The 26,020-nt window shown below is 69.8% G+C and carries 16 protein-coding genes and 3 rRNA genes; 6 read left to right on the top strand and 13 right to left on the bottom strand.

Annotated features, from left to right (window positions below):
- Positions 1–8: 8 nt before the first annotated feature.
- The 3 genes from O7598_RS05830 to O7598_RS05820 all read right to left on the bottom strand — a co-directional run bounded on the left by O7598_RS05830 (position 9) and on the right by O7598_RS05820 (position 4,106).
- A complete protein-coding gene (locus tag O7598_RS05830; protein ID WP_269690343.1) occupies positions 9–1,505 on the bottom strand; it encodes a hypothetical protein in 1,497 nt (498 codons plus the stop codon).
- 13 nt (positions 1,506–1,518) lie between these two features.
- Positions 1,519–1,956: a hypothetical protein gene (locus O7598_RS05825; protein WP_091072423.1), complete on the bottom strand. Its 438-nt coding sequence runs from the start codon at positions 1,954–1,956 to the stop codon at positions 1,519–1,521.
- Between the two features lie 164 nt (positions 1,957–2,120).
- Positions 2,121–4,106, bottom strand: coding sequence for a TIGR03960 family B12-binding radical SAM protein (locus O7598_RS05820; protein WP_269690342.1), 1,986 nt, complete (start codon positions 4,104–4,106; stop codon positions 2,121–2,123).
- Positions 4,107–4,329: 223 nt separating this feature from the next.
- Between O7598_RS05820 and O7598_RS05815 the strand changes: the two genes are divergently transcribed.
- Positions 4,330–6,156, top strand: a complete 1,827-nt coding sequence (locus O7598_RS05815; RefSeq protein ID WP_269690341.1) for a hypothetical protein — start codon at positions 4,330–4,332, stop codon at positions 6,154–6,156.
- A 10-nt stretch (positions 6,157–6,166) separates the two neighbouring features.
- Here the strand turns inward: O7598_RS05815 and O7598_RS05810 are convergent, their stop codons facing one another.
- Both O7598_RS05810 and ileS read right to left on the bottom strand, forming a co-directional pair.
- Positions 6,167–6,847 (bottom strand): lysophospholipid acyltransferase family protein, encoded by a 681-nt coding sequence (locus O7598_RS05810; protein ID WP_269690340.1) that lies wholly within the window; start codon positions 6,845–6,847, stop codon positions 6,167–6,169.
- 160 nt (positions 6,848–7,007) lie between these two features.
- Positions 7,008–10,148: an isoleucine--tRNA ligase gene (ileS, locus tag O7598_RS05805; RefSeq protein ID WP_269690339.1), complete on the bottom strand. Its 3,141-nt coding sequence runs from the start codon at positions 10,146–10,148 to the stop codon at positions 7,008–7,010.
- 448 nt (positions 10,149–10,596) lie between these two features.
- Between ileS and O7598_RS05800 the strand changes: the two genes are divergently transcribed.
- Together O7598_RS05800 and sigJ are read left to right on the top strand one after the other, a co-directional pair.
- Entirely contained in the window at positions 10,597–11,037 is a 441-nt protein-coding gene (locus O7598_RS05800; RefSeq protein ID WP_269690338.1) for a carboxymuconolactone decarboxylase family protein, read from the top strand.
- Positions 11,034–11,918, top strand: coding sequence for an RNA polymerase sigma factor SigJ (gene sigJ / locus O7598_RS05795; protein ID WP_269690337.1), 885 nt, complete (start codon positions 11,034–11,036; stop codon positions 11,916–11,918). Before O7598_RS05800 ends, sigJ begins: the two co-directional genes overlap by 4 nt.
- A gap of 52 nt (positions 11,919–11,970) precedes the next feature.
- On the opposite strand, the gene ndk is transcribed toward sigJ, so the two are convergent.
- On the bottom strand, positions 11,971–12,396 hold the full coding sequence (gene ndk, locus O7598_RS05790; RefSeq protein ID WP_091072442.1) for a nucleoside-diphosphate kinase: 426 nt from the start codon (positions 12,394–12,396) through the stop codon (positions 11,971–11,973).
- A gap of 145 nt (positions 12,397–12,541) precedes the next feature.
- On the opposite strand from ndk, the gene O7598_RS05785 reads away from it, so the two are divergent.
- Positions 12,542–13,795, top strand: a complete 1,254-nt coding sequence (locus tag O7598_RS05785; RefSeq protein ID WP_269690336.1) for a VOC family protein — start codon at positions 12,542–12,544, stop codon at positions 13,793–13,795.
- Between the two features lie 69 nt (positions 13,796–13,864).
- Here the strand turns inward: O7598_RS05785 and O7598_RS05780 are convergent, their stop codons facing one another.
- Genes O7598_RS05780 through O7598_RS05770 form a run of 3 tightly spaced genes read right to left on the bottom strand, consistent with a single transcriptional unit; the run spans position 13,865 to position 18,296 of the window.
- Positions 13,865–14,344, bottom strand: coding sequence for a DUF4233 domain-containing protein (locus tag O7598_RS05780; RefSeq protein WP_332367363.1), 480 nt, complete (start codon positions 14,342–14,344; stop codon positions 13,865–13,867).
- Entirely contained in the window at positions 14,341–15,681 is a 1,341-nt protein-coding gene (locus O7598_RS05775) for a bifunctional folylpolyglutamate synthase/dihydrofolate synthase (protein ID WP_269690335.1), read from the bottom strand. Before O7598_RS05775 ends, O7598_RS05780 begins: the two co-directional genes overlap by 4 nt.
- Complete coding sequence (locus O7598_RS05770) at positions 15,678–18,296, bottom strand: valine--tRNA ligase (protein WP_269690334.1); 2,619 nt, start codon at positions 18,294–18,296, stop codon at positions 15,678–15,680. Before O7598_RS05770 ends, O7598_RS05775 begins: the two co-directional genes overlap by 4 nt.
- Positions 18,297–18,365: 69 nt before the next feature.
- Between O7598_RS05770 and O7598_RS05765 the strand changes: the two genes are divergently transcribed.
- Positions 18,366–19,043, top strand: a complete 678-nt coding sequence (locus tag O7598_RS05765; RefSeq protein ID WP_269690333.1) for a hypothetical protein — start codon at positions 18,366–18,368, stop codon at positions 19,041–19,043.
- A 69-nt stretch (positions 19,044–19,112) separates the two neighbouring features.
- Here the strand turns inward: O7598_RS05765 and rrf are convergent.
- The 3 genes from rrf to O7598_RS05750 all read right to left on the bottom strand — a co-directional run bounded on the left by rrf (position 19,113) and on the right by O7598_RS05750 (position 24,312).
- Positions 19,113–19,229, bottom strand: a 5S ribosomal RNA gene (rrf, locus tag O7598_RS05760).
- Positions 19,230–19,308: 79 nt separating this feature from the next.
- Positions 19,309–22,418: ribosomal RNA gene (locus O7598_RS05755) — 23S ribosomal RNA — on the bottom strand.
- Between the two features lie 379 nt (positions 22,419–22,797).
- A 16S ribosomal RNA gene (locus O7598_RS05750) occupies positions 22,798–24,312 on the bottom strand.
- The 16S, 23S and 5S rRNA genes sit together here, the layout of an rRNA operon.
- 646 nt (positions 24,313–24,958) lie before the next feature.
- On the opposite strand from O7598_RS05750, the gene O7598_RS05745 reads away from it, so the two are divergent.
- Positions 24,959–25,180 carry a hypothetical protein gene (locus O7598_RS05745; RefSeq protein WP_269690332.1) on the top strand — a complete coding sequence of 74 codons (222 nt, stop codon included), beginning with the start codon at positions 24,959–24,961 and terminating at the stop codon, positions 25,178–25,180.
- 5 nt (positions 25,181–25,185) lie between these two features.
- On the opposite strand, the gene O7598_RS05740 is transcribed toward O7598_RS05745, so the two are convergent.
- Positions 25,186–25,983 (bottom strand): carbon-nitrogen hydrolase family protein, encoded by a 798-nt coding sequence (locus O7598_RS05740; RefSeq protein WP_269690331.1) that lies wholly within the window; start codon positions 25,981–25,983, stop codon positions 25,186–25,188.
- Positions 25,984–26,020: the final 37 nt, after the last annotated feature.

Below are 26,020 nucleotides of genomic sequence, written 5' to 3'. Positions count from 1 at the left end.
GTCCGTCCTCATCGCAGGATGCCCGGGGACGCACCGTCACCGGTGCCCCACGGATCGTCGTCCTCAGTCAACCACGACGAGTGCTCGCCACCGCCGCCGCCGTGCCCGGCGCCGCCGTGACCGCCCATCATCCCGCCGCCCATCATGCCGCCGGCCGTGCCGCCGCGCGGACCACCGAGGCCCGCGCCCGCGCCGCCGGCACCGGTCGCGCCGCGCACCGCGTTGGCCGCGCTGGTCAACGGCGGCACCTTGCCGTTGCCGCCGCCGACCATGCCGGGCAGCGCACCCACGCCCATCCCGCCGGCCGCGCCCAGGCCACCGCCGCCGAGGCCACCACCACCGAGGCCACCGGCGGAACCCAGTCCGGCGCCGCCGCCACCGAAGCCGGCACCGCCGCCACCGATCGTGCCGAGGCCACCGCCGCCGAGCGCGCTGCCCGGGCCACCGGGCGTGATCGTGCCCGGCCCGCCCGCGCCGGCCAGGCCGCTGCCGTAGTCGTTGCCGAGCGAGCCCGGCGCGCCGGCGCCGGTCACCGGCGGGACGTGCGCGCCGGCCCCGCCGGGACGGCCGCCGAGGTCCGGGCCGCCAGTGGTGGGCGGCGGCGTGAACGACCCGCCGTCGTACGAGCCACCGCCGCCACCGCCGCCGATGCCGGTGCTGCCCAGCGACGGCATCTTGCCGCCACCGCCGCCACCACCGCCCCCGGGCAGTGTGGTGTCGGGCACGCCGGAGGGCGGGACGCGGTTGTCGGGCGTGAAGCCGTCACGCTTCTCCGTGGGATCGCCGTGGAACGGGGGCTGGGGCACGGCCAGCTTCGGACGCTCGGTCTCCACCGCCACCGGCAGCGGCGACATCGCCTTGTTGGCCGCCACCTGGTTGTCCCGGTACCAGTTGTCCAGATGCGACTTGGTGTCCCACCAGCCGCCGCGCTTCTGGTCGCTGGCGTTGCCGTCGACCTTCATCGTCGCCTCGAGGTCGTCCGCCTTGTCGCGGAACGCGCCGTCGGCGTAGAGCTCCGGGTGCTGCCCGTAGTCCCGGCGCAGGGAGGCGAGGAAACCGGACTGGCTCTCACCGTCGCGGGCGTCGTCCAGCTCGGTGCCGCCGGGCAGGCTCCACTCGTTCCAGCCGAAGTCGTCCATCAGCGGGATCGGGATGCTGGCCACCGCCGTGCGGATGTCGCCCTCGATCCGCGACAACGCGCCGCTGACCCCACTGGCGTGGGTGATCAGGTCCTCGATGTCCTTGCCGATGCCGGTCAGGTGTTCGCGGTACGCGTCACCGCCGCTGCCCTTCCAACCGGCCAGCAGCCCGGGCAGGCCGCCGCTGTGCGGGCGTTCCTGGCCGGTCGCGATCGGGCCGACGAACGAGCGCCCGACCAGCGAGTCCCGCAGGTAGCCGAGCGCGGTGGAGAGGTTGCTCCAGCCCGCACCCACGGACCCGACGGTCTCCGGGTCCGCGGACAGCGTCACCTCGCGCACCGCGCGCTCCCAGGTGCCTCCAGCCATGACCGTCTCCCCCTCAGGCCGTGTACGGGTAGGTGGGCTGCTGCCCGGCCTGCGGCGGCGGCGCCGCCGACTCCAGCAGCCGCTCGATCTGCTTGCCGTTGGCCGCGTTGCGGGCCTCCGCGTCGCGGAACGCCTTCGCGATGTCCTCGGTGCCCTTCTTCAGACCGGCCAACTTCTGGGAGATGGCCTTGAGGTGGGCCTCCATGTTGGCCGTCGACCTGGTCAACGCCGCCCACTGCATCCGGGCGTCCTCGTACGCACCGAACGGGGTGCCGTTCGGCACCGCGGACGCGTTGGCGCTGTCGCCCTTCATCCGCTCCTTGATGCGTTCCATCTCGTAGCCGATGGTGTCGTCGACGTACTGCTTGAGGCGCTCGACGTAGTCGGCCGCGGCGTCCAGGTCCTCGACGCTGACGTGCAGATCGCCGGTGTCCGGCGGCGTGATGCCCATGCTGTCCTCCCCGCTACCGGCCCCCCGGGCCGGTCCAATACGGACGCAGCGTATCGAGGAAGCACCACTCGGGGCACCCCCGCCCCGGTGAGCGGGCGGTCAGCGCGAAACGCGACGGAGCGCGGGAACCCCGAGGGTTCCCGCGCTTCGTCGGACGCGTCGGCTCAGCCCTGGGCGGCGGCCGGCTGCTTCAACCCGCCCACGGGCGTCAACGGCAGCAGCTTCCGGCCGGTCGGGCCGATCTGGATCTCGGTGTCCATGGAGGGGCAGACACCGCAGTCGAAACAGGGCGTCCAGCGGCAGTCGTCCTGCTCGTACTCCGACAGCGAGTCCTGCCAGTCCTGCCAGAGCCAGTCCTTGTCCAGGCCGGAGTCGAGGTGGTCCCACGGCAGGACCTCCAGCTCCTCGCGCTGGCGGGTGGTGTACCAGTCGAGGTCCACCCCGAAGTTCGGCAGCACCTCGGCGGCCGCCTCCACCCAGCGCTGGTAGGAGAAGTGCTCGCTCCAGCCGTCGAACCGGCCGCCGTTCTCCCAGACCTTGCGGATCACCGCGCCGACCCGGCGGTCGCCCCGGGACAGCAGGCCCTCGATCAGCGACGGCTCGCCGTCGTGGTAGCGGAAACCGATCGCCCGGCCCAGCGAACGGTCGCTGTTGATCGCCTGCTTGAGCAGCTTGAGCCGGTTGTCGATGACCTCCGGCGAGGACATCGAGGCCCACTGGAACGGGGTGTGCGGCTTCGGCACGAACCCGCCGATGGAGACCGTGCAGCGGATGTCCTTCGACCCGGTGGCGGCGCGCCCGGCCCGGATCACCTCGTGCGCCATGTCGGCGATCTCGAGGACGTCGGAGTCGGTCTCGGTGGGCAGGCCGCACATGAAGTAGAGCTTCACCTGCCGCCAGCCGTTGGTGTACGCGGTGACCACGGTGCGGATCAGGTCTTCCTTCGACACCATCTTGTTGATGACCTTGCGGATGCGCTCCGAGCCGCCCTCCGGGGCGAAGGTCAGACCGGTCCGCCGCCCGTTGCGGGACAGCTCCTGCGCGAGGTCGATGTTGAACGCGTCCACCCGGGTCGACGGCAGCGAGAGCGACACGTTGGTGCCCTCGTACTGCTCGGCCAGGCCGGAGCACATGTCGCCGATCTCCGAGTGGTCGGCCGACGACAGCGACAGCAGGCCCACCTCGTGGAAGCCGGAGAACTCGAGGCCCTGCTGCACCATCTGGCCGACAGTGGTGATCGAGCGCTCACGCACCGGGCGGGTGATCATGCCGGCCTGGCAGAACCGGCAGCCCCGGGTGCAGCCCCGGAAGATCTCCACCGCGTACCGCTCGTGGACCGTCTCGGCGAGCGGGACCAGGGGCTTCTTCGGGTACGGCCAGGCGTCCAGGTCCATCGTCGTGCGCTTGTGCACCCGGAACGGCACGTCCGGACGGTTGGGCACGACCCGCTGGATCCGGCCGTCGGGCAGGTAGTCGACGTCGTAGAAGCGCGGCACGTAGACGCTCTCGGTGCGGGCCAGCCGCAGCAGCAGCTCGTCCCGGCCGCCCGGGGAGCCCTCGGCCTTCCACTCCCGGACGATGGCGGTGATCTCCAGCACCGCCTCCTCGCCGTCGCCGAGCACCGCGGCGTCGACGAAGTCGGCGATCGGCTCCGGGTTGAACGCGGCGTGCCCACCGGCCACGATCACCGGGTCGGCAGCGGTGCGGTCGGCGGCGAGCAGCGGGATGCCGGCCAGGTCGATCGCGGCGAGCAGGTTGGTGTAGCCCAGTTCGGTGGAGAACGAGACGCCGAACACGTCGAAGTCGCGCACCGGGCGGTGCGCGTCGACGGTGAACTGCGGCACGCCGTGCTCACGCATCAGGCGCTCCAGGTCGGGCCAGACCGCGTACGTGCGCTCGGCGAGCACGTCGGGCAGCTCGTTGAGCACCTCGTAGAGGATCTGCACGCCCTGGTTGGGCAGCCCCACCTCGTACGCGTCCGGATACATCAACGCCCACCGGACGGTCGCCGCGTCCCAGTCCTTGACCACCGCGCCCAACTCCCCACCCACGTACTGGATGGGTTTGGTCACCTGCGGCAGCAACGGCTCCAGCCGGTGCCACACCGAGTTGGCGGCCGGGGGACGTGGGGTCGTGGACGGGGCACTCATGATGCCCAAGGGTACGCGGTGCCCCGGCTCACCCTCCCCCACCGGCACCTTTCCCGCGCCACGTCCCCGACGACCAAGGAGCCGGCGCGCCGATCCGGCCCCCCGGCCGACGCGAACTCCTTGGTCACGAGCCCGGCGGGACCCGGGGCGGCGGAGTCGACGATTCGTGGACAGTGGCGGGGCGGTACTAACCTCGCAACGGGCGCGAGAGGAGATTGCCGCGATGTCGCAGCCGCAGCCGGGGGCGGGCCGGCCGGCCGACGGGGCCGATGGGCCGGCCGTCACCGAGCCGTCGACCGCCGTACCGGCACCTGCCGACGCCGGGGCCACCACGCCGCCGTCCGCGCCCGCCGAGCGCGCCGACGGCACCGCCGTGGGCGGCCCGGCCGCCGGTCCCGCCGACGATCCGGCCGCCCCGGCGGCCGGAGAACCGGACAGTCCGGCCGGCACCGCCCCGACCGACACCGCCGCGGCGGACGCCGCCCGGGCTGGCACCGCCCCGACCGACGCCGTCCCGACCGACGCCGCCCGGACCGACACGGACCTGGCCGACACGGACCTGGCCGATGCGGCCCCGGCCGACCCCGTCCCCGGAGACGTCGCCCCGGCTGACGCCGTCGCGCCGCCCTCCGCCCGGGACACGCCCGCGGAGGGAGAAGCGCCGCCGACCGGCACCGGGCCGGAGGCCGCCGGGACGTCCGGGGCGAGCAGCGGGCACGTCCCGCCGGAGCGGGACGACGCCGGAACCGGGCAGCCGACCTCCGATCCCGACCCCGACGCCACCCCGGCCGCACCGGCCCGAGCCCGGGGCACCGCCGCCGTGCCCGGCCGCGTCCCGACGGCCCCGCGCACCCCCGACCCCACCCGGATCGAGGACCGTCCGGCCCCACATACGCCCGAACCGACCCGGATCGAGGACGGTCCGGCACCCGCCGCGGCCGGGACCGGACCGGATCCCACCCGGGTGGAGAACGCGTCGCCGCCGACCCGCGTCGAGCCGGTCACTCCCCGCTGGAGCGGTTCCGCCCAGGTCCCGCCCCCGCCGCCGCGCCGTCGGGGCTGGGGCGAGTCCGCCGAGCCCACGCCGGTCCCGCCGATCGAATCGCCCGAGCACGCCACCCCGGTGGACCCGTGGGCCGGGGTGGACACCACCGGCTGGAACCTTCCGTCGGCCGAGCTGCCGTCGTTGCCGGCGACGATGCCCTACACCGCGCCGTGGCCGGCTCACCCGGCGCCGCATCCGGCCCCGCCGCCGCCGGCCGCGCGGCCGGTGTCGCCGCCGGCGCACACCCCGCCCTACCCGCCTCCGCCGGCCGCCGGCCCGGTGTCGCCGCCGTACCCCGGCCCGCCCGCTGCCCGCCCGGTCTCGCCCCCGCCGGCCCGGGTCGTCCCGGCCAAGCCGCCGAAGCAGACCCGGCCGCCGAAGCAGCGCCGGGGCCAGACTCCACCGCCACCCGGGTGGCAGGCGCCCAAGGGGTACGTCCCGGTGCCGGTCCGCCGCCGGCGCCGCTGGCCGTGGATGCTGCTGCTCAGCGTGGCGTGCTGTTGCGGCGTCCCGCTCTGGTGGGTCCAGCCGCTCTCCAGCCAGTACCCGGCCAGCGCCACCCTCCCCGACCAACTCGACTCGATGCGGCTGCGCCAGGACCAGAACAGCCAGGCCACGGCCGAGGACCTGAAGAGCCGGGTACGCCAGGCGGACTGGCTCGCCGAGGACACGTTCGCCGGGATCTACGCCACGAACGACGGCAAGCGGGTGACCCTGTTCGGCAGCACCGGTTTCCGGTTCAGCCCGGAGTCCGACGCCGAGGCCGAGCTGAAGCGCCTCACCGGCGACTACGACCTGCAACCCTCGGTGACCGTGGACACCGGCGTACGCGGCCGGCACGAACGCTGCGCGGTCGGCCGGGCGGACGGCGACGCGGTGGTGGTGTGCACCTCGGTTGACCACGGCAGCCTCACCACGGGCGTGTTCACCCGGCTGTCGGTGGACGACAGCGGCCGGCTGCTGAACGACCTGCGCCAGCAGGTGGTGGTTCCGAAGCAGTCCTGAGCGGGGCCGGTCAGGCCGGCGGCTCCTCGCTGCGCTTCGGGGCGTAGCGGGGCACGTACTCCTGGCCGGTGAGCTTCTGGATCTCGGCCATCAGCTCGTCGGTCATGGCCCGCAGCGACGACCGGTCGTCGGGCCGCCCGGTGAAGTCCAGCGGCTTGCCGAACTTGATGGTGATCTTCGCCCGGCCCGGTCGGGGCACCCGGGTCCCGATCGGCTGGGCCTTGTCGGTGCCGGTCACGCCGACCGGGATGATCGGCACGCCGGCGGCCACCGCCAGCCGGGTCGCGCCGGTGCGGCCGCGGTAGAGCCGCCCGTCCGGCGACCGGGTGCCCTCCGGGTAGACGGCGACCAGGTCACCGGCCTTGAGTACGGGAATCGCGGCGTCGAACGCGGACAGCGCGGCCCGCCCGCCGCCCCGCTCGACCGGGATGGCGCCCAGCCCGGTGAGCACGAACTTGGAGAAGCCGCCCTTCACCCCGGTGCCGTTGAAGTATTCCGACTTGGCCCAGAACGCCAGGTGCCGCGGGACCACGGTGCCGAGCAGCAGCTCGTCGGCGACGGAGAGGTGGTTGCCCGCGAAGATCGCGCCGCCGGTCGCCGGGATGTGCTCCAACCCCTCCGCGTGCGGCCGGAAGGCCAACCGGAGCGCGGGCGCCACGGTGAGCTTGCCGATGGTGTAGAGCAGGGGCACGGGTCCTCCGGCGGTCGTACGCGAAACAGGCGCTGTCACGGTAGCCGACGCCGCCACCCCCGGCCGAGCGGGTGGCCCGCAGTCCACCCGCTCGGTACGCCGGAGTGAGAGGGGGCCCCTTCTCTACCGCATGCGTTAAGAAGGGGCCCCGCCTTACACCTCACACGCGGCGAACGGTGACCACCACGCGCTCGCCGTCGCCGACCTCGCCGGCGAAGCCGTCCAGGCCCTCGACGAAGTCGATGCTGTCGGCCAGCACCTCCCGCGCGACGAAGTCGCGGAACGCGGCGACCGCCGCGCGCACCTCCTCGGAGGCCGACACCGCCACCGTGATCCGGTCGGAGATGTCCAGGTCGGCGTCGCGGCGGGCCTGCTGGACCACCCGGACCACGTCCCGGGCGAGCCCTTCGGCGGCCAGCTCCGGCGTGACAGCGGTGTCCAGCACCACCACGCCGTCGGACAGCGGGGCGGAGTGCTCCGCGTCCGCGGCGACCAGGCGCAGCTCGTACTCGCCCTCGGCGAGGGTGACCCCGGCGGCGACCGGGGCGCCGTCGACGAGTTCCCACTCCCCCGCCTTGACCGCCTTGATCACCTGCTGGACCGCCTTGCCGACACGCGGGCCGAGCGCTCGCGGCACCACGGTCAGCACCTGCTGGCAGTAGGCGGACACCTCGCCGGTGAGCACGACCTCCTTCACGTTGACCTCGTCGGCGACCAGGTCGGCGAACGGCCGGAGCTGGTCGGCGACGGCCGAGGCCACGGTCAGCTTCGCCAGCGGCAGCCGGACCCGCAGGCCCTTCGCCTTGCGCAGCGACAGCGCGGCCGAGGCGACCGCCCGGACGTTGTCCATCGCGGAGACCAGTTCGGGGTCGGCCGGGAACTCCTGCGCGGACGGCCAGTCGGTCAGGTGCACCGACCGCTCGCCGGTCAGGCCGCGCCAGATCTCCTCGGCGGTCAGCGGCACCAGCGGCGCCACCACCCGGCAGAGCGTCTCCAGCACGGTCCAGAGCGTGTCGAACGCGTCCGCGTCGCCGGCCCAGAACCGGTCCCGCGAGCGGCGCACGTACCAGTTGGTCAGCGCGTCCAGGTAGGACCGGACGGTGCCGCAGGCGCCGGAGATGTCGTAGGCGTCCATCTGCGCGCCGACGGTCGCCACCAGCTCGTTCGTCTTCGCCAGCACGTACCGGTCGAGCACGTTCGTCGAGTCGGTGCGCCGGCGCGCCTGGTGGCCGTCCGCGTTGGCGTAGAGCGTGAAGAAGTACCAGACGTTCCACAACGGCAGCAGCACCTGCCGCACCGCGTCCCGGATCAGCGTCTCGGTGACCGCCATGTCCCCACCGCGCAGCACCGGCGAGGACATCAGCATCCAGCGCATCGCGTCCGACCCGTAGGAGTCGAAGACGTGGTAGACGTCCGGATAGTTCTTCAGGCTCTTGGACATCTTGCGGCCGTCCGAGCCGAGCAGGATGCCGTGGCTGAGGCAGTTGCGGAACGCCGGCCGGTCGAACAGCGCGGTGGCCAGCACGTGCATGGTGTAGAACCAGCCACGGGTCTGCCCGATGTACTCGACGATGAAGTCACCCGGGTAGTGGTGCTCGAACCAGTCGCGGTTCTCGAACGGGTAGTGCACCTGGGCGAACGGCATCGAGCCGGACTCGAACCAGCAGTCCAGCACCTCCGGCACCCGGCGCATCATCGACTTGCCCGTCGGGTCGTCCGGGTTGGGGCGGACCAGGTCGTCCACCGCCGGCCGGTGCAGGTCGGTCAGGCGTACGCCGAAGTCCCGCTCGATGTCGTCGAGCGACCCGTACACGTCGATGCGCGGGTGGTTCGGGTCGTCGGAGCGCCACACCGGGATCGGTGAGCCCCAGAACCGGTTCCGGCTGATCGACCAGTCCCGGGCGTTGGCGAGCCACTTGCCGAACGAGCCGTCCTTGATGTGCCCGGGCGTCCAGTTGATCTCCTGGTTCAGCTCGACCATCCGGTCCCGGAACGCCGTCACCGCGACGAACCACGACGACACCGCCTTGTAGACCAGCGGGGTGTCGCAGCGCCAGCAGTGCGGGTACGAGTGGGTGTAGACGTCCTGCCGCAGCACCACCCCCCGCTCCTTCAGCTCCCGGATCACCGGCTTGTTCACGTCGAAGACCTGCTCGCCCTGGTACGGCGGGACCAGCGCGGTGAACCGGGTGTGGTCGTCCACGGTGACCACGGTCGGGATGCCGGCCGCGTTGCAGGTGTTCTGGTCGTCCTCGCCGAACGCGGGCGCCAGGTGGACGATCCCGGTGCCGTCCTCGGTGGTGACGAACTCCGCGCCGAGCACCTGGTAGGCGTTCGGGCCGGCCGGCTCGACCAGGAAGTCGTAGAGCGGGGTGTAGCGACGCCCGACCAGGTCCCGGCCGGACACGGTGCCGACCTGCTGGTAGCCCTCCAGCTCCTTGGCGTACGCGCCGAGCCGCGCGGCGCCGACCACGTACCGCTGGCCGTCGCGCTCCAGCACCGCGTACTCGATGTCCGGGCCGACGGCGAGCGCCAGGTTCGACGGCAGCGTCCACGGCGTGGTGGTCCAGACGCCGAGCTTCACCGGGCCCCGGACGAGCTCCGGCGCGGTCTCGTCGGCGGTCAGCTCGAACCACACGGTCAGCGTCGGGTCGTGCCGGTCCCGGTAGACGTCGTCCATCCGGGTCTCGGTGTTCGACAGCGGGGTCTCGCACCGCCAGCAGTAGGCCAGCACCCGGAAGCCCTCGTAGACCAGACCCTTGTCGTGCAGGGTCTTGAAGGCCCACATGACGCTTTCCATGTAGTCCAGGTCGAGCGTCTTGTAGTCGTTGGCGAAGTCGACCCAGCGGGCCTGCCGGGTGACGTAGCGTTCCCAGTCCTGGGTGAACTCCAGCACGCTGGCGCGGCAGGCGTCGTTGAACCGGGCCACGCCGAGGTCGAGGATCTCCGCCTTGGTGGTGATGCCGAGCTGCTTCTCGGCCACCACCTCGGCCGGCAGGCCGTGGCAGTCCCAGCCGAAGCGCCGCTCGACGTGCCGCCCACGCATGGTCTGGTAGCGCGGCACCACGTCCTTGACGTAGCCGGTGAAGAGGTGGCCGTAGTGCGGCAGGCCGTTGGCGAACGGCGGGCCGTCGTAGAAGACGTACTCGTTCTTGCCGTTCTCGCCGGTCGGCCTCGCCTCGACGGACGCTTCGAACGTCTTGTCGGCGGTCCAGTGCTCCAGCACCCGGCGCTCGACCGCGGGCAGGTCCGGGCTCGCCGGGACGCCGGCGCCGGTCGGGTCGTGCAACGGATAGGCCATCGGGGGTCGCTCTCCTCGCGCAGCTCACTCGTCGGTGGGTCTGCGAGGACGAACCGTCCGGGGGTACGCCTCGACGGCGCTCCCGGGTGGTCCGCGGTACCACCCCGCTTGGCGGTCGAGGTGCGACCGCCCGCTCGTTCGTCGGCTGTGACGGGCCGGACCCGTCCGGTTCTACTGGGCCGGTTGCCCGGCTGTTCTTCCGGAGGCTCGCCGGTGATGGCCGGGTCGACGCCTGTGCGCCCAAGCTTACCCGCCCCACCACCCGCTCCGCCTCCGAGTAAGGAGGGGCCCCCTGTTAACGCATACGGATTGGAGGGGGCCCCTCCTCACACCTCAGCGGCGCGCTGCTGTCCGGCACGCGCATGACGACCGTCACAACGCCGCGCCGTCACGCCGGACGGGCCCCGATCCGTCGTGTGCATGTACGGACGACACGAGGGAGGCGGCGATGAGCCGGATCGACATGGCAGCGGTGGCGCCGGAGGCGTACACGGCGGTGCTCGGGCTGGAGAAGTACATCCGGGGCAACCTGGACCACACCGTTCTGGAGCTGGTGAAGGTGCGGGCGTCGATGCTCAACGGCTGCGCGTTCTGCGTCGACATGCACACCCGGGAGGCGCTGGGGGCCGGCGAGGACAGCCGGCGGTTGTTCGCGGTGGCGGCCTGGCGGGAGGCCCCGTTCTTCGACGAGCGGGAACGGACCGCGCTGGCCCTGACCGACGCGGTCACCCGGCTCGGCGAGCACGGTGTGTCGGACGAGGTGTGGGACGCCGCGGCAAAGGTCTGGTCTGAGCGGGAGCTGGCGGACCTGGTGGTCGCGATCGCCACAATCAACGTGTGGAACCGGATCGTGATCAGCAGTCGGACCCAGCCACCGCTCGAGGTGTGACCACCACGCCGGCGGCGGAGTCGGCCGGTGCGCTCACCGCGCACCGGCCGATGCTGCTCGGGCTGGCGTACCGGCTGCTGGGCAGCCTGCACGACGCCGAGGACGTGCTCCAGGAGGCGTACCTGCGCTGGCTCGGCGTGGACCGGGCGACGGTCGACGAGCCGCGCCGCTACCTGTCCCGGGTGGTGACCCGACTGGCGCTGGACCGGCTGCGCGCCCGGCAGGCTGCCCGGGAGACGTACGTCGGCCCGTGGCTGCCCGAGCCGGTGCCCACTGACCCGTCGCCGTTCGGGCCGCTGGAAACCGTCGAGCTGCGGGAGACGGTCTCCATCGCGCTGCTGCACCTGCTGGAACGGCTCACCCCGCCGGAACGGGCGGTATACGTGCTGCACACCGCGTTCGCGCTGCCGTACGCGGAGATCGGCGACGTCCTGGACCGGTCGGCGGCGGACTGCCGCCAGCTGCACCACCGGGCGACGGCCCGGCTCGCCGAGGAGCGGCGGCGCTTCACCGCCGGCCGGGCCGAGCAGCGACGGCTGCTCGACGCCTTCCTCGCCGCGGCGTGCGACGGCGACCTGGCCCGGCTGACCGACCTGGTCGCGGCCGACGCCACCGCCTGGTCCGACGGCGGCGGGCGGATCCGTGCGGCCCGCAAGCCGGTGCACGGCGCGGACCGGATCGCCCGGTTCTTCGCCGGGGTCTACCACCACCGCCGCCCCGGGGTGCGGGCCACGCCCGTCGAGCTCAACGGCGCGCCCGCCCTGCTGCTGCGCTGGCCGTCCGGGGTCCGGTACACCCTCGGCGTCGCCGCCGCCGACGGCCGGATCACCCACCTCTACCTGGTCGGCAACCCCGACAAGTTGACCCGCGTCGGCCGCTGAGCGGACGGCGGCCCCGGTCCCACGCGGGGAGCCGGGGCCGTCGGGAGGTCGGTCAGCCCAGCTCGGGGAACCAGAGGGTGATCTCGCGCTTGGCGCTGTCGGTCGAGTCGGAGGCGTGCACCAGGTTCTCCCGGTTCGACAGGGACAGGTCGCCGCGGATGGTGCCGGCGGCGGCCTTGCGGCCGTCGGTGCTGCCGATCATGCCGCGCACCACCTCGATCACCTGGTCGCCGGAGAGCACCAGCGCCACCAGCGGGCCACCGGTCATGAACGTCTTCAGCGGCGGGTAGAACGGCTTGTCGACGTGCTCGGCGTAGTGCTGGTCGGCGAAGTCGCCGTCCATGGTCCGGCTCACCAGCGCGTCGATCCGCAGGCCCTTGCGCTCGAAACGGGACAGGATCTCGCCCACCAGACCACGGCGCACCGCGTCGGGCTTGATCAGTACGAGCGTCCGCTCGTCCGGGCTGCTGCTGGACACGCTGGCTTCCTCCTGTGCACCTAAACCTGGTCGCGCTGGGTACGGTCAGCGTAGCGACCCGGTCCCGGCGCCGGCGCGGCGGCTGCGTCTTCCCTGGCCCGCCGCGGCGGCCTAGCCTGACCATGGAACCCCTGGGAGGTCCACTGTGGCGAATGGCGGGAACCGCACCATCGCGCCGGTACGCAAGCTGATCGGCGCGGTGCTGGGCACCGTGGCCGCGTTCGTGACCCTGTTCGGGCTCGGGATGACCAGCTGGGCGATCGTCGCGCTCGGCGTCGCGCTGCTGGTGCTGGCGATCGCCCTGGCCACGGTCCGGGGCGGTGGCCGCACCTGGGTGGTCGGCCTGGGGCACGTGCACAGCGCCTCCGAGCCGCCCACCCAGTACGCGTTCGGGCGCTGCGAGCTGCAACTGGTGATCGACGCCCCCGGCCTGCCACCCCGCTCCAAGAAGATCATCGAGCCGCGGGTGCCGGTCGCCAAGTGGCCCTCGCTCGGCCAGGCGCTGCCGGTCCGGGTGGCGCTCGACGACCAGCGCCACGTCCGGGTGCTCTGGGACGAGGTGCCCACCCACACCGAGAACTCCGCCCCGGTCACCGACCTGCCGCCGGAGTACGCCGACGCGGACCCGTTCGACGAGACGCTCATCGCGCAGGAGGCCCCGCCGTGGGCCGGCCGCGCCCCGGAGGACGACTTCCTCCGCGACGACTACCCGCCCGCGCCGGATCCGCTGCTCGACGACCTCCCGCCGCGACCCGAGGAACGCGAGCCGGTGGTGATGCGCCAGCGGCCCGGCGGCCCGGTCGTGCTGGAGGGTCAGCTGGTCGAGCCGGCACCGGTGGGCCCGCTCCCCCGCCGCGCGCCGACGCCCCGCCCGCCGGCCGAGGACCGGGCCGACGACACCGTGGCGGTGGACCCGATCGACGTGCCGCTGGACGCCCCGGAGCGGGACGCGCCACCCACTCCGCAGGAGCTGGACGAGGCCATCTTCGGTCCGGCCGGCGCCGCCGAGGCGGACGAGCTGGCCAGCCCGATCAGCGGGGTCGGGATCACGCTGCTCGTCACCGACCTGGACCGGTCCCTCGACTTCTACCGGGAGCTCGGCTTCGACGAGCTGGACCGGGGCGAGGGCAACGCGGTGCTCGGCTCCGGGCCGACCCGGCTGGTGCTGCGCCGGGTGACCGGCGCCGCGCCGATCAGTCGTCGGCTGGTGCACGTCAACCTGGAGGTGGACGACATCCAGGCGGCGTACGAGCGGCTGCGCGAGTCGGGCGTCCGGTTCACGTACGCCCCGCGGGTGGTCAACCGGGGCACCAAGCTGGAGGTGTGGGCCGCCGCCTTCCGCGACCCCGACGGGCACGGCGTCGCGCTGACCCAGTGGCGCTCGCTCGCCGACGCCTGAGGTGCAAGGCGGGGCCCCTTCTCAACGCCTGCGGTAGAGGAAGGGGCCCCGCTCAACGAGAAACGGCGCTCAGCCGAGGATGACCCGGCGCACGTGCCACGCGTACGCCCACACCAGCGCGAAGATCACGCCGAGCACGAGCAGCGACCAGTGCAGCAGCCCGGAGAGCAGCAGCAGGCCCTGCACCACGGTGCCGGCCTGCCAGGCCCAGCCGCGGCGCATCATGCCGGCCAGCACCACGCAGGCCACGGCCAGCGCGACGATCGCCGCGATCGCGGCGCCGCTCAGGTCGCCGCCGACGACCCGGATCGGCTGGATGGCCAGCAGCAGCACCAGCGCCTCCAGCGAGAGGGTGCCGGCGCCCAGGCCGCGCACCGCCTTGTCGGGGTTGCGCAGCCCGGACCGGCGGACGCCGCCCGGACCCGCCTCACCCGACTGCTGCGCGCCCGGACCCGCCTCGCCGCCTGGACCCGCCCCACCCGACTGCTCCGGACCCGCCTCGCCGCCCGGGCCCGGCTGCGTGTCCGGGCGCTGCTCCGGGCCGGTCATCGCTTGAGCAGCCGGCGGGCGTCGGCCACGGTCACCACCGAACCGGTGATCAGCACGCCCACACCCGACAGCTCGCCCGGCACGTCCGACTCGGCCTCGGCCACCGCCGCCTCGATGGCGTCCGGCATCTCCCGGGCCACCTGCACCCGGTCCGACCCGAAGACCTCCTGCGCCAGCTCGGCCAGCTCGTCGACGGGCATCGCCCGGGGCGAGCTGTTCTCCGCGACCACGATCGTGTCGAGCACCGGTTCGAGCAGGTCGAGCAGCCCGGCCGCGTCCTTGTCGCCGAGCACGGCCAGCACGCCGACCAGCTTGCTGAACGCGAACTCCTCCTGGAGCGCGGCGACCGTGGCGGCCATCCCGTGCGGATTGTGCGCGCCGTCGAGCAGCACCGTCGGGGCGGTACGCACCCGCTCCAGCCGACCCGGGGAGCTGGTCGCGGCGAAGCCCTCCCGGACCGCCTCGATGTCGAGCTGCCGCCGCGCGCCGGCACCCAGGAACGCCTCCACCGCGGCCAGTGCCACTGCCGCGTTCTGCGCCTGGTGCGCGCCGTGCAGCGGGATGAAGATCTCCTCGTACACCCCGCCCAGGCCCTGGATGGTGAGCACCTGGCCGCCGACGGCGACCGCCCGGCGCATCACCCCGAACTCGGCGCCCTCGCGGGCGACGGTGGCGTTGACCTCGGCGCAGCGTTCCAGGATCGGCCGGGCGGCCTCCTCCTCCTGCGCCGCCGCGATCACGGTGGCCCCGGGGTGGATGATGCCCGCCTTGTGCAGCGCGATGTCCTCGATGGTGTCGCCGAGCCACTCGGTGTGGTCCAGCCCGATCGGGGTGATCACGGCGACGCCGGCCTGGATCACGTTCGTCGCGTCCTCGGCGCCGCCGAGCCCGACCTCCACCACCGCCACGTCGACCGGGGCGTCGGCGAACGTGGCGAACGCCAACGCCGTGGTCAGGTCGAAATAGGTGAGCGGCTCGGCGGACCGCTGGTCGACCAGCTCCGCCAGCGGCGCGATCTCGCGGTACGTGGCCACGAACCGCTCCTCGCTCACCGGCTCGCCGTCCAGGCTGATCCGCTCCCGGACGGTCTCCAGGTGCGGGCTGGTGTAGCGGCCGGTGTGCAGCCCGAACGCCCGCAGCAGCGAGTCGATCATCCGGGCCGTCGAGGTCTTGCCGTTGGTGCCGGTCAGGTGGATCGACGGGTACGCCCGCTGCGGGCTGCCCAGCAGGTCGAGCAGGCTCTCGATCTTCTCCAGCTCGAAACGCATCCGGGTGAAGCCGCGCGCGTTGAGCGTGGCCTCCACCTCGGCGAACGCGGGATCGGTACGGTCACTCACGAGTTCAGCGCCCCCAGGGCGGCGTCGATCCGGACCAGATCCGCCTCGGCCACCGCCAGCCGGTCCCGGATCTTCGCGACGACCGGTTCGGGCGCCTTGCCGACGAACGCCGGATTGTCCAGCTTCGCCCGCGCCTGGGTGGCCTCCTTCTCGGCCGCCGCCCGGTCCTTGGTGAGCCGGGCCCGCTCGGCGGCCACGTCGATGGCGCCCCGGGTGTCGAGCGCGACGCTCACCTCTCCGGGCATCGCCAGCGTGGCGGCGGCCTGGAAGTCGTCGCCGGGCGCGTCGAGCCGGGCCAGCGAGCGGACCAGCGGCTCGTGCGCCGCGATGCCCGCGCCGGTCAGGCCGTCGAGCCGGGCGGCGACCCGCTGGGTCGGCCGCAGCCCCTGGTCCGAACGGAACCGCCGGACCTCGGTCACCACCCGCTGGAGCGTGGCGACCTCCGCCTCCGCGGCGTCGTCGATTCCGGTACGGTCGGCGACCGGCCAGGCCGCCGTCAGCACTGTCGCACCGCCGTTGAGCGCGGTCCACAGCTCGTCGGTGACGAACGGGATCACCGGGTGCAGCAGCCGCAGGAGCTGGTCCAGCACGTGGCCCAGCACCCGCCGGGTGGCGTCCGCCGCCGGCCCGTCCTCGGCGAGCACCGGCTTGCTCAGCTCCACGTACCAGTCGCAGACGTCGTCCCAGGCGAAGTGGTAGAGCAGGTCACAGACCTTGGCGAACTCGTACGCCTCGAACTGCTCGTCGACCTCGGCGGTGACGTGCGCCAACCGGGACAGGATCCACCTGTCGACGGTCGACAGGCTGCCGGCCGCCGGCAGCGGACCGCCGGTGTGCGCGCCGTTGAGCAGCGCGAACCGGGTGGCGTTCCACAGCTTGTTGCAGAAGTTGCGGGAGCCCTGGCACCACTCCTCGCTGACCGGCACGTCCTGGCCGGGGTTGGCGCCGCGAGCCAGCGTGAACCGGGTGGCGTCGGCGCCGAACCGGTCGATCCAGTCCAGCGGGTCCACCACGTTGCCGAACGACTTCGACATCTTCTTGCCGTGCTCGTCGCGCACCATGCCGTGCAGCGCCACCACGTCGAACGGCTGCACGCCGTCCATCGCGTACAGGCCGAACATCATCATCCGGGCGACCCAGAAGAACAGGATGTCGTAGCCGGTGACCAGCACGCTGGTCGGGTAGAACTTCGCCAGGTCCGGGGTCTGCTCCGGCCAGCCGAGGGTGGAGAACGGCCAGAGGCCGCTGGAGAACCAGGTGTCGAGGACGTCCTCGTCCTGCCGCCAGCCCTCGCCGGTCGGCGGCGCCTCGTCCGGCCCGACGCAGACGATCTCGCCGGCCGGGCCGTACCAGACCGGAATGCGGTGGCCCCACCACAGCTGACGCGAGATGCACCAGTCGTGCATGTTGTCGACCCAGGCGAAGTAGCGCTTGGCCAGCTCGGCCGGCTCGATCTTCACCCGGCCGTCCCGCACCGCGTCGCCGGCCGCCTTGGCCAGCGGCCCGGTGTTGACGAACCACTGGAGCGACAGCCGCGGCTCGACGGTCGTCTTGCACCGCGAGCAGTGCCCCACCGCGTGCAGGTAGGGCCGCTTCTCGGCCACGATCCGGCCCTGCTCGCGCAGCGCCGCCACGATGGCCGGGCGGGCCTCGTAGCGGTCCAGGCCCTGGAACGGCCCGGGCGCGGTGATGACGCCTCGCTCGTCCATGATCGTCAGCGAGGGCAGGTCGTGCCGCTGGCCGATCTCGAAGTCGTTCGGGTCGTGCGCCGGGGTCACCTTGACCATGCCGGTGCCGAAGCTCGGGTCGACGTGCTCGTCCGCGACGATCGGGATCCGCCGGTCGGTGAGCGGCAGCGCCACCTCGGTGCCGATCAGGTGGCGGTAACGCTCGTCGTCCGGGTGCACCGCGACCGCGGTGTCGCCGAGCATGGTCTCGGCCCGGGTGGTGGCCACCACGACCTCGTCGCCGTAGCGGATCGAGATCAGCTCACCCTCGTCGTCGGTGTGCTCGACCTCGATGTCGGAGAGCGCGGTGAGGCAGCGCGGGCACCAGTTGATGATCCGGTTGGCCCGGTAGATCAGACCGTCGTCGAAGAGCTTCTTGAACATGGTCTGCACGGCCCGGGAGAGGCCCTCGTCCATGGTGAAACGCTCGCGGTCCCAGTCGACGGCGTCGCCGAGCCGGCGCATCTGGCCGAGGATCGCGCCGCCGGACTCGGCCTTCCACTGCCAGACCCGCTCGACGAACTTCTCCCGGCCCAGGTCGTGCCGGGAGAGCCCTTCGCCGGCGAGCTGCCGCTCGACCAGGTTCTGGGTGGCGATGCCGGCGTGGTCCATGCCGGGCAACCACAGCGCCTCGTAGCCCTGCATCCGCTTGCGCCGGGTGAGCGCGTCCATCAGCGTGTGCTCGAACGCGTGGCCCATGTGCAGCGAGCCGGTGACGTTGGGCGGCGGGATGACGATGGCGAACGGCGGCTTGTCGCTCTGCGCCGACGCCCGGAAGTGCCCGCCGGCTACCCACTGCTCGTACCGTCGCTGCTCTACCTCGCCGGGCTGGTACTGGCCGGCAAGGGTCGGGGCGTCGGGGCGTCGGGCATCCAGTCTCTCGGTCACCCTGAAAGTCTACGGAGCGCTTTCGGAGACCCGACGTGCGCCACCGGTGATTCGCGTACGGTGGCGGACATGTCCGACGCGCATCTCACCGAGCGTCCGGTCGACGGGGGCAACGGTCCGGTCGAGTTGACCGACGAACCGATCCAACTCAGCCGCCGCGATCCGGCACAGGAGCCCGAACGGCAGCCCGTGTCCCGGCGCCGGAAGATCGTGCTGGCCGCCGCCCTGGTGGTGGGTCTCGCCGGCGCCGCCGCGCTCGGCACCGCCGGGTGGCGGGTCTACCAGGAGAAGGACACCCGGCTGAGCCAGCCGTCCGGCGTGGCCGGGCTCACCCGCGACGACAGCGATCGGGCCCGCAGCACCGCCGAGTACCTGCGCGACGGGTTCGCCGCCGACATCGACCTGGACCGCAGCTTCGGCACGGTCTACACCGATCCGGCGGACGCGAAGCGCTCGGTGCTGCTGTTCGGCGGCACCACGTTGCTCTGGCAGCCCGAGCGTGACCTGGACACCCTGTTCGACCTGATGGCCGACGAGACCGGCAAGGTGGCCGGTCTCCACGAGGTCGACGCCGGCCGCCTGGGCGGCGTGATGAAGTGTGGCCGGACGAGCGGCGACGGCGGCGACTTCGCGGTCTGCGGTTGGGCCGATCACGGCAGCGTGGCGATGGGGATGTTCCCGGGCCGCCCGGTCGACGACGCCGCGGTGCTGTTCCGGCAGATCCGCGAGGGCGTCCAGCGCCGCTGAGCCGCTCCCCGGAAACGGGGAAATGCAATGAGGGCCACCCCCGTCAGGGGTGGCCCTCATTGAAAGATTGTCCGGCGGTGTCCTACTCTCCCACACCCTCCCGAGTGCAGTACCATCGGCGCTGGAGGGCTTAGCTTCCGGGTTCGGAATGTTGCCGGGCGTTTCCCCTCCGCCATGACCGCCGTAACTCTATGAACATGTCAAACAACCCTCAAAACCGGGTCGCCGTTTGTTCAGAGTTGCACAGTGGACGCGTAGCAGCTTGGTAGTCAAGTCCTCGGCCTATTAGTACCGGTCAACTGAACCCGTTACCGGGCTTACATTTCCGGCCTATCAACCCAGTCGTCTAGCTGGGGGCCTTACCCCACAAAGTGGGTGGGATACCTCATCTTGAAGCGAGCTTCCCGCTTAGATGCTTTCAGCGGTTATCCCTTCCGAACGTAGCTAACCAGCCGTGCCCCTGGCGGGACAACTGGCACACCAGAGGTTCGTCCGTCCCGGTCCTCTCGTACTAGGGACAGCCCTTCTCAAGTATCCTACGCGCACGGCGGATAGGGACCGAACTGTCTCACGACGTTCTAAACCCAGCTCGCGTACCGCTTTAATGGGCGAACAGCCCAACCCTTGGGACCTGCTACAGCCCCAGGATGCGACGAGCCGACATCGAGGTGCCAAACCATCCCGTCGATATGGACTCTTGGGGAAGATCAGCCTGTTATCCCCGGGGTACCTTTTATCCGTTGAGCGACACCGCTTCCACATGCCAGTGCCGGATCACTAGTCCCGACTTTCGTCCCTGCTCGACCTGTCAGTCTCACAGTCAAGCTCCCTTGTGCACTTGCACTCAACACCTGATTGCCAACCAGGCTGAGGGAACCTTTGGGCGCCTCCGTTACCCTTTAGGAGGCAACCGCCCCAGTTAAACTACCCACCAGACACTGTCCCTGAACCGGATAACGGTCCGAAGTTAGATACCCAAATCAACCAGAGTGGTATTTCAAGATTGCCTCCACCCATACTGGCGTATGGACTTCACCGGCTCCCACCTATCCTACACAAGCTAATTCAGATACCAATGTCAAGCTATAGTAAAGGTCCCGGGGTCTTTCCGTCCTGCCGCGCGTAACGAGCATCTTTACTCGTAATGCAATTTCGCCGGGCCTGTGGTTGAGACAGTGGGGAAGTCGTTACGCCATTCGTGCAGGTCGGAACTTACCCGACAAGGAATTTCGCTACCTTAGGATGGTTATAGTTACCACCGCCGTTTACTGGCGCTTAAGTTCTCCGCTTCGCCCCGAAGAGCTAACAGGTCCCCTTAACGTTCCAGCACCGGGCAGGCGTCAGTCCATATACATCGAATTACTTCTTCGCATGGACCTGTGTTTTTAGTAAACAGTCGCTTCCCCCTGCTCTCTGCGGCCATACAACGCTCCACCCGCGCGGGGCTTCACGTCTCCGGCCCCCCTTCTCCCTAAGTTACGGGGGCAATTTGCCGAGTTCCTTAACCACAGTTCGCCCGATCGCCTCGGTATTCTCTACCTGACCACCTGTGTCGGTTTGGGGTACGGGCCGCTAAGAACTCGCTAGAGGCTTTTCTCGGCAGCATAGGATCACTGACTTCACCTGAATCGGCTCGGCATCACGTCTCAGCCTATATGCACCGCGGATTTGCCTACGGCACGGCCTACACGCTTACCCCGGCACAACCACCGGCCGGGCTCAGCTACCTTCCTGCGTCACCCCATCGCTTGACTACTACCCGCCAGGTTCCCACGCTCCCCACCCTCAACCCGAAGGTCTTGGATGGTTTGGGTGGTTAGCACAACGAGGTTCGTCAGGGTCGCTCTTTCGCGGGTACGGGAATATCAACCCGTTGTCCATCGACTACGCCTCTCGGCCTCGCCTTAGGTCCCGACTCACCCAGGGCGGATTAGCCTGGCCCTGGAACCCTTGGTCATCCGGCGGAAGGGTTTCTCACCCTTCTTTCGCTACTCATGCCTGCATTCTCACTCGTGCCGTGTCCACAACTAGGTCACCCCGTCGCTTCACCCCCGGCACGACGCTCCCCTACCCATCCACACACCTGCACCAGATATCAAGACCTGGCGAAGTTGAAATGTGAATGCCACAGCTTCGGCGGTGTGCTTGAGCCCCGCTACATTGTCGGCGCGGAACCACTTGACCAGTGAGCTATTACGCACTCTTTAAAGGGTGGCTGCTTCTAAGCCAACCTCCTGGTTGTCTATGCGACCCCACATCCTTTTCCACTTAGCACACGCTTAGGGGCCTTAGCTGGTGATCTGGGCTGTTTCCCTCTCGACTACGAAGCTTATCCCCCGCAGTCTCACTGCCGCGCTCTCACTTACCGGCATTCGGAGTTTGGCTGATTTCGGTAAGCTTGTGGGCCCCCTAGACCATCCAGTGCTCTACCTCCGGCAAGAAACACGCGACGCTGCACCTAAATGCATTTCGGGGAGAACCAGCTATCACGGAGTTTGATTGGCCTTTCACCCCTAACCACAGGTCATCCCCCAACTTTTCAACGTTGGTGGGTTCGGCCCTCCACGCGGTCTTACCCGCGCTTCAGCCTGCCCATGGCTAGATCACTCCGCTTCGGGTCTAGAGCATGCGACTGAATACGCCCTATTCAGACTCGCTTTCGCTACGGCTCCCCCACCCGGGTTAACCTCGCCACATGCCACTAACTCGCAGGCTCATTCTTCAAAAGGCACGCCGTCACCCCGTAAGGCTCCGACGGATTGTAGGCGAACGGTTTCAGGTACTATTTCACTCCCCTCCCGGGGTACTTTTCACCATTCCCTCACGGTACTCGTCCGCTATCGGTCACCAGGAAGTATTTAGGCTTACCAGGTGGTCCTGGCAGATTCACGGCAGATTTCAGGAGTCCGCCGCTACTCGGGAACACCCACAGAAGACCAGCAGCTTTCACCTACCGGACTATCACCGTCTACGGTCAGCCATTCCAGACTGTTCGACTAACCACTGGCTTTGTAACTTCTCGACTGTGTGTCAGCACAATCAGCAGGGTCCCACAACCCCGACCACGCAACCCCTGACAGGTATCACACGCCGCCGGTTTAGCCTCGATCCGCTTTCGCTCGCCACTACTCACGGAATCACTAAATTGTTTTCTCTTCCTACGGGTACTGAGATGTTTCACTTCCCCGCGTTCCCCCCACACACCCTATGTGTTCAGGTGCGGGTGACATCACATGACTGATGCCGGGTTCCCCCATTCGGACACCCTGGGATCACAGCTTGGTTGACAGCTCCCCCAGGCCTATCGCGGCCTCCCACGTCCTTCATCGGCTCCTGGTGCCAAGGCATCCACCGTTCGCCCTTGACAACTTGACCACAAAGATGCTCGCGTCCACTGTGCAATTCTCAACAAACAACCAACCCACAACCCGAACAGTCCCACACCAACGACCCGGCAACCGCCGGCGGTATGCGAGACCAGGCCATGCCTGGCGCCACCCCGAGGCATCACCTCGGGCATCGGCTCTGAAGACAACAACCGTGGTTGTTCCTTCAGGACCCAACAGGGTGCTCTACGCCCTCCCCCAGCCGCACCAGGACTCCGCTCCACACCCACCCGAAGGCGAGCAGTACTAGAAGGATCCCGGCCGTTGCCGAGGAAAAACTAACCAGTGTCTCCGCCATCTGAGCACCCCGACCCGACATTCGCAGGTCGCGGGCTCCATACCAGCTTTCGCTGGATGGTGCTCCTTAGAAAGGAGGTGATCCAGCCGCACCTTCCGGTACGGCTACCTTGTTACGACTTCGTCCCAATCGCCAGCCCCACCTTCGACGGCTCCCTCCACAAGGGTTGGGCCACCGGCTTCGGGTGTTGCCGACTTTCGTGACGTGACGGGCGGTGTGTACAAGGCCCGGGAACGTATTCACCGCAGCGTTGCTGATCTGCGATTACTAGCGACTCCGACTTCACGGGGTCGAGTTGCAGACCCCGATCCGAACTGAGACCGGCTTTTTGGGATTCGCTCCACCTCACGGTATCGCAGCCCATTGTACCGGCCATTGTAGCATGCGTGAAGCCCTGGACATAAGGGGCATGATGACTTGACGTCATCCCCACCTTCCTCCGAGTTGACCCCGGCAGTCTTCGATGAGTCCCCGCCATAACGCGCTGGCAACATCGAACGAGGGTTGCGCTCGTTGCGGGACTTAACCCAACATCTCACGACACGAGCTGACGACAGCCATGCACCACCTGTGACCGCCCCCGAAGGACCTTACATCTCTGCAAGTTTTGCGGCCATGTCAAACCCAGGTAAGGTTCTTCGCGTTGCATCGAATTAATCCGCATGCTCCGCCGCTTGTGCGGGCCCCCGTCAATTCCTTTGAGTTTTAGCCTTGCGGCCGTACTCCCCAGGCGGGGCGCTTAATGCGTTAGCTGCGGCACAGGGAACCGGAGAGGCCCCCCACACCTAGCGCCCAACGTTTACAGCGTGGACTACCAGGGTATCTAATCCTGTTCGCTCCCCACGCTTTCGCTCCTCAGCGTCAGTATCGGCCCAGAGACCCGCCTTCGCCACCGGTGTTCCTCCTGATATCTGCGCATTTCACCGCTACACCAGGAATTCCAGTCTCCCCTACCGAACTCTAGCCTGCCCGTATCGACCGCAGGCCTGGGGTTGAGCCCCAGGTTTTCACGGTCGACGCGACAAGCCGCCTACGAGCTCTTTACGCCCAATAAATCCGGACAACGCTCGCGCCCTACGTCTTACCGCGGCTGCTGGCACGTAGTTGGCCGGCGCTTCTTCTGCAGGTACCGTCACTTACGCTTCGTCCCTGCTGAAAGAGGTTTACAACCCGAAGGCCGTCATCCCTCACGCGGCGTCGCTGCATCAGGCTTCCGCCCATTGTGCAATATTCCCCACTGCTGCCTCCCGTAGGAGTCTGGGCCGTGTCTCAGTCCCAGTGTGGCCGGTCGCCCTCTCAGGCCGGCTACCCGTCGTCGCCTTGGTAGGCCATCACCCCACCAACAAGCTGATAGGCCGCGAGCCCATCCCAGGCCGAAAAACTTTCCACCACACACCATGCGGCACGTGGTCATATTCGGTATTAGCCCCGGTTTCCCGGGGTTATCCCAAAGCCTAGGGCAGGTTGCTCACGTGTTACTCACCCGTTCGCCGCTCGAGTACCCCGAAGGGCCTTTCCGCTCGACTTGCATGTGTTAAGCACGCCGCCAGCGTTCGTCCTGAGCCAGGATCAAACTCTCCAACAAAAACTTTGTCGGACACAATGTCCTGGCAACAAAAGTGTTGCCAAAGGAATCCCAACCAGCAACCATCCGAAGACAGCCACCAGTCCGGGGTATAAAACAATTGGCACTGGCTTTACAAGCACCCTGTTGAGTTCTCAAAGAACAACCACACACCAATTAGAAGCCCTACACCGTAGAACCCCCGCTTGGGGCAACCTCTCTAACTTACCCGACCCGACTTTCGCTGTCAACCTCAGGTTCGAGGCGATCAACTTGGTTCGAGTCGACCCACGCTGACGCTCACCGTTTCCGGTGGTCGCTGCTCCCGTGGTTTTCGGCGGACCGGCCGGCGTCGCTTTCGCAACCACCCGCCCGGCTCCCTGCCGGCTTTCGAACTCTACCCGGTCGGCTTCGCGTTCGCAACTCCGTGTCTCCGAAGTCGTTCCGCACCACCCGGATCCTCGGTCTGGCTCGGCGTCACCGCCACCAGCCCGGCGCCCGTTCTCGGCCGGTTTGCCCCGGCCTCCCGCGTGCAGAGAGAAAGTTACGCGGAGCGGCCCCGGAAGGCAAATCAATGATCGTCATTGTCCTCGGCGAGCTGCCGCACCTGAGGAAAGGACCGCTCGGAGAAGTACAGGCCGCCGCCCGCCGTGCCAGAGTGGTCGGCATGGCTGACCTGTCCCGACGTCCGGCCCTCGCCGAGGAGGCCCTGCTCGGTCTCCTGCTGCCGTTCTGGCAGTTGGTCATCGGGGCGTTCGTACTCGCCGTACTGCTGCTGTCGGTGCGGCGCCTCGCCCGGCGCGGCCCGTCCCGGATGACCACCGCGCTGCTGATCACCGCGGCGGCGATCGCCGGCTTCGCGGTGGTGGGCCTGCTCCTGGAGACCTGACCCGTTCAGAGCCGGCGGTTGGCGAGGCTGGGCAGCTCGGCCCGAACGGTGCGCAGCCGGTCCAGGTCGATCTCCGCCACCGCCAGGCCCGGACCGTCGGCGACCTGGCTCACCACCGTCCCCCACGGGTCCACCACCATGCTCCGCCCGAAGCAGGTGCGGCCCGGCTCGTGGTCGCCGGTCTGGCCGGCGGCCGCCACGAAGCACTGGTTCTCGATCGCCCGGGCCCGGAGCAGCACCTCCCAGTGGTCCCGCCCGGTGTGCATCATGAACGCGGCCGGCACGACCAGGAGCTCGGCGCCGCCGTCGACGGCGAGCTGCCGGTAGAGCTCGGGGAACCGCAGGTCGTAGCAGATCGACAGGCCGACCCGGAGACCCTCCACGTCGACCACCACCGGCTTCTCCCCCGGCGCGACGGTGGCCGACTCCTGGTAGGAGACGCGGCCGGGGATCTCCACGTCGTACAGATGGATCTTGCGATAGGCGGCGGCGAGCGTGCCCTCCCGGTCGAAGACCAGCGAGGTGTTCCAGGTGTGCGCCGGGTCCGGGCCGGCCTCGTGGAACGAACCGGCGATCACCCAGAGGCCGAGCCGGCGCGCGGTCGCGGCGAAGAACCGCCCCACCTCGCCGTCGACCGGCTCGGCCGGCGGCATCCGGTCGGCGTGGCCGAGGTAGTCGACGTACTCCGGGAGGAGGGCGAGATCGGCGCCGGCCGCCGCGGCCCTGACCAGCAGGTCCTCGGCGGCGGCGAGGTTCGCCGCCCGGTCGTCGCGGGCGTTGAGCTGGCAGACGGCGACGCGCATGACACCGAGGGTACGGGCTCCGGGCCGCTCGACGACA

This window comes from Micromonospora sp. WMMC241, from assembly GCF_027460165.1.
GTDB classification, from domain to species: domain Bacteria; phylum Actinomycetota; class Actinomycetes; order Mycobacteriales; family Micromonosporaceae; genus Micromonospora; species Micromonospora humi.
The sequence above is the reverse complement of the archived record's forward strand: the minus strand, read 5'-3'. Positions and strand labels throughout refer to the sequence as shown.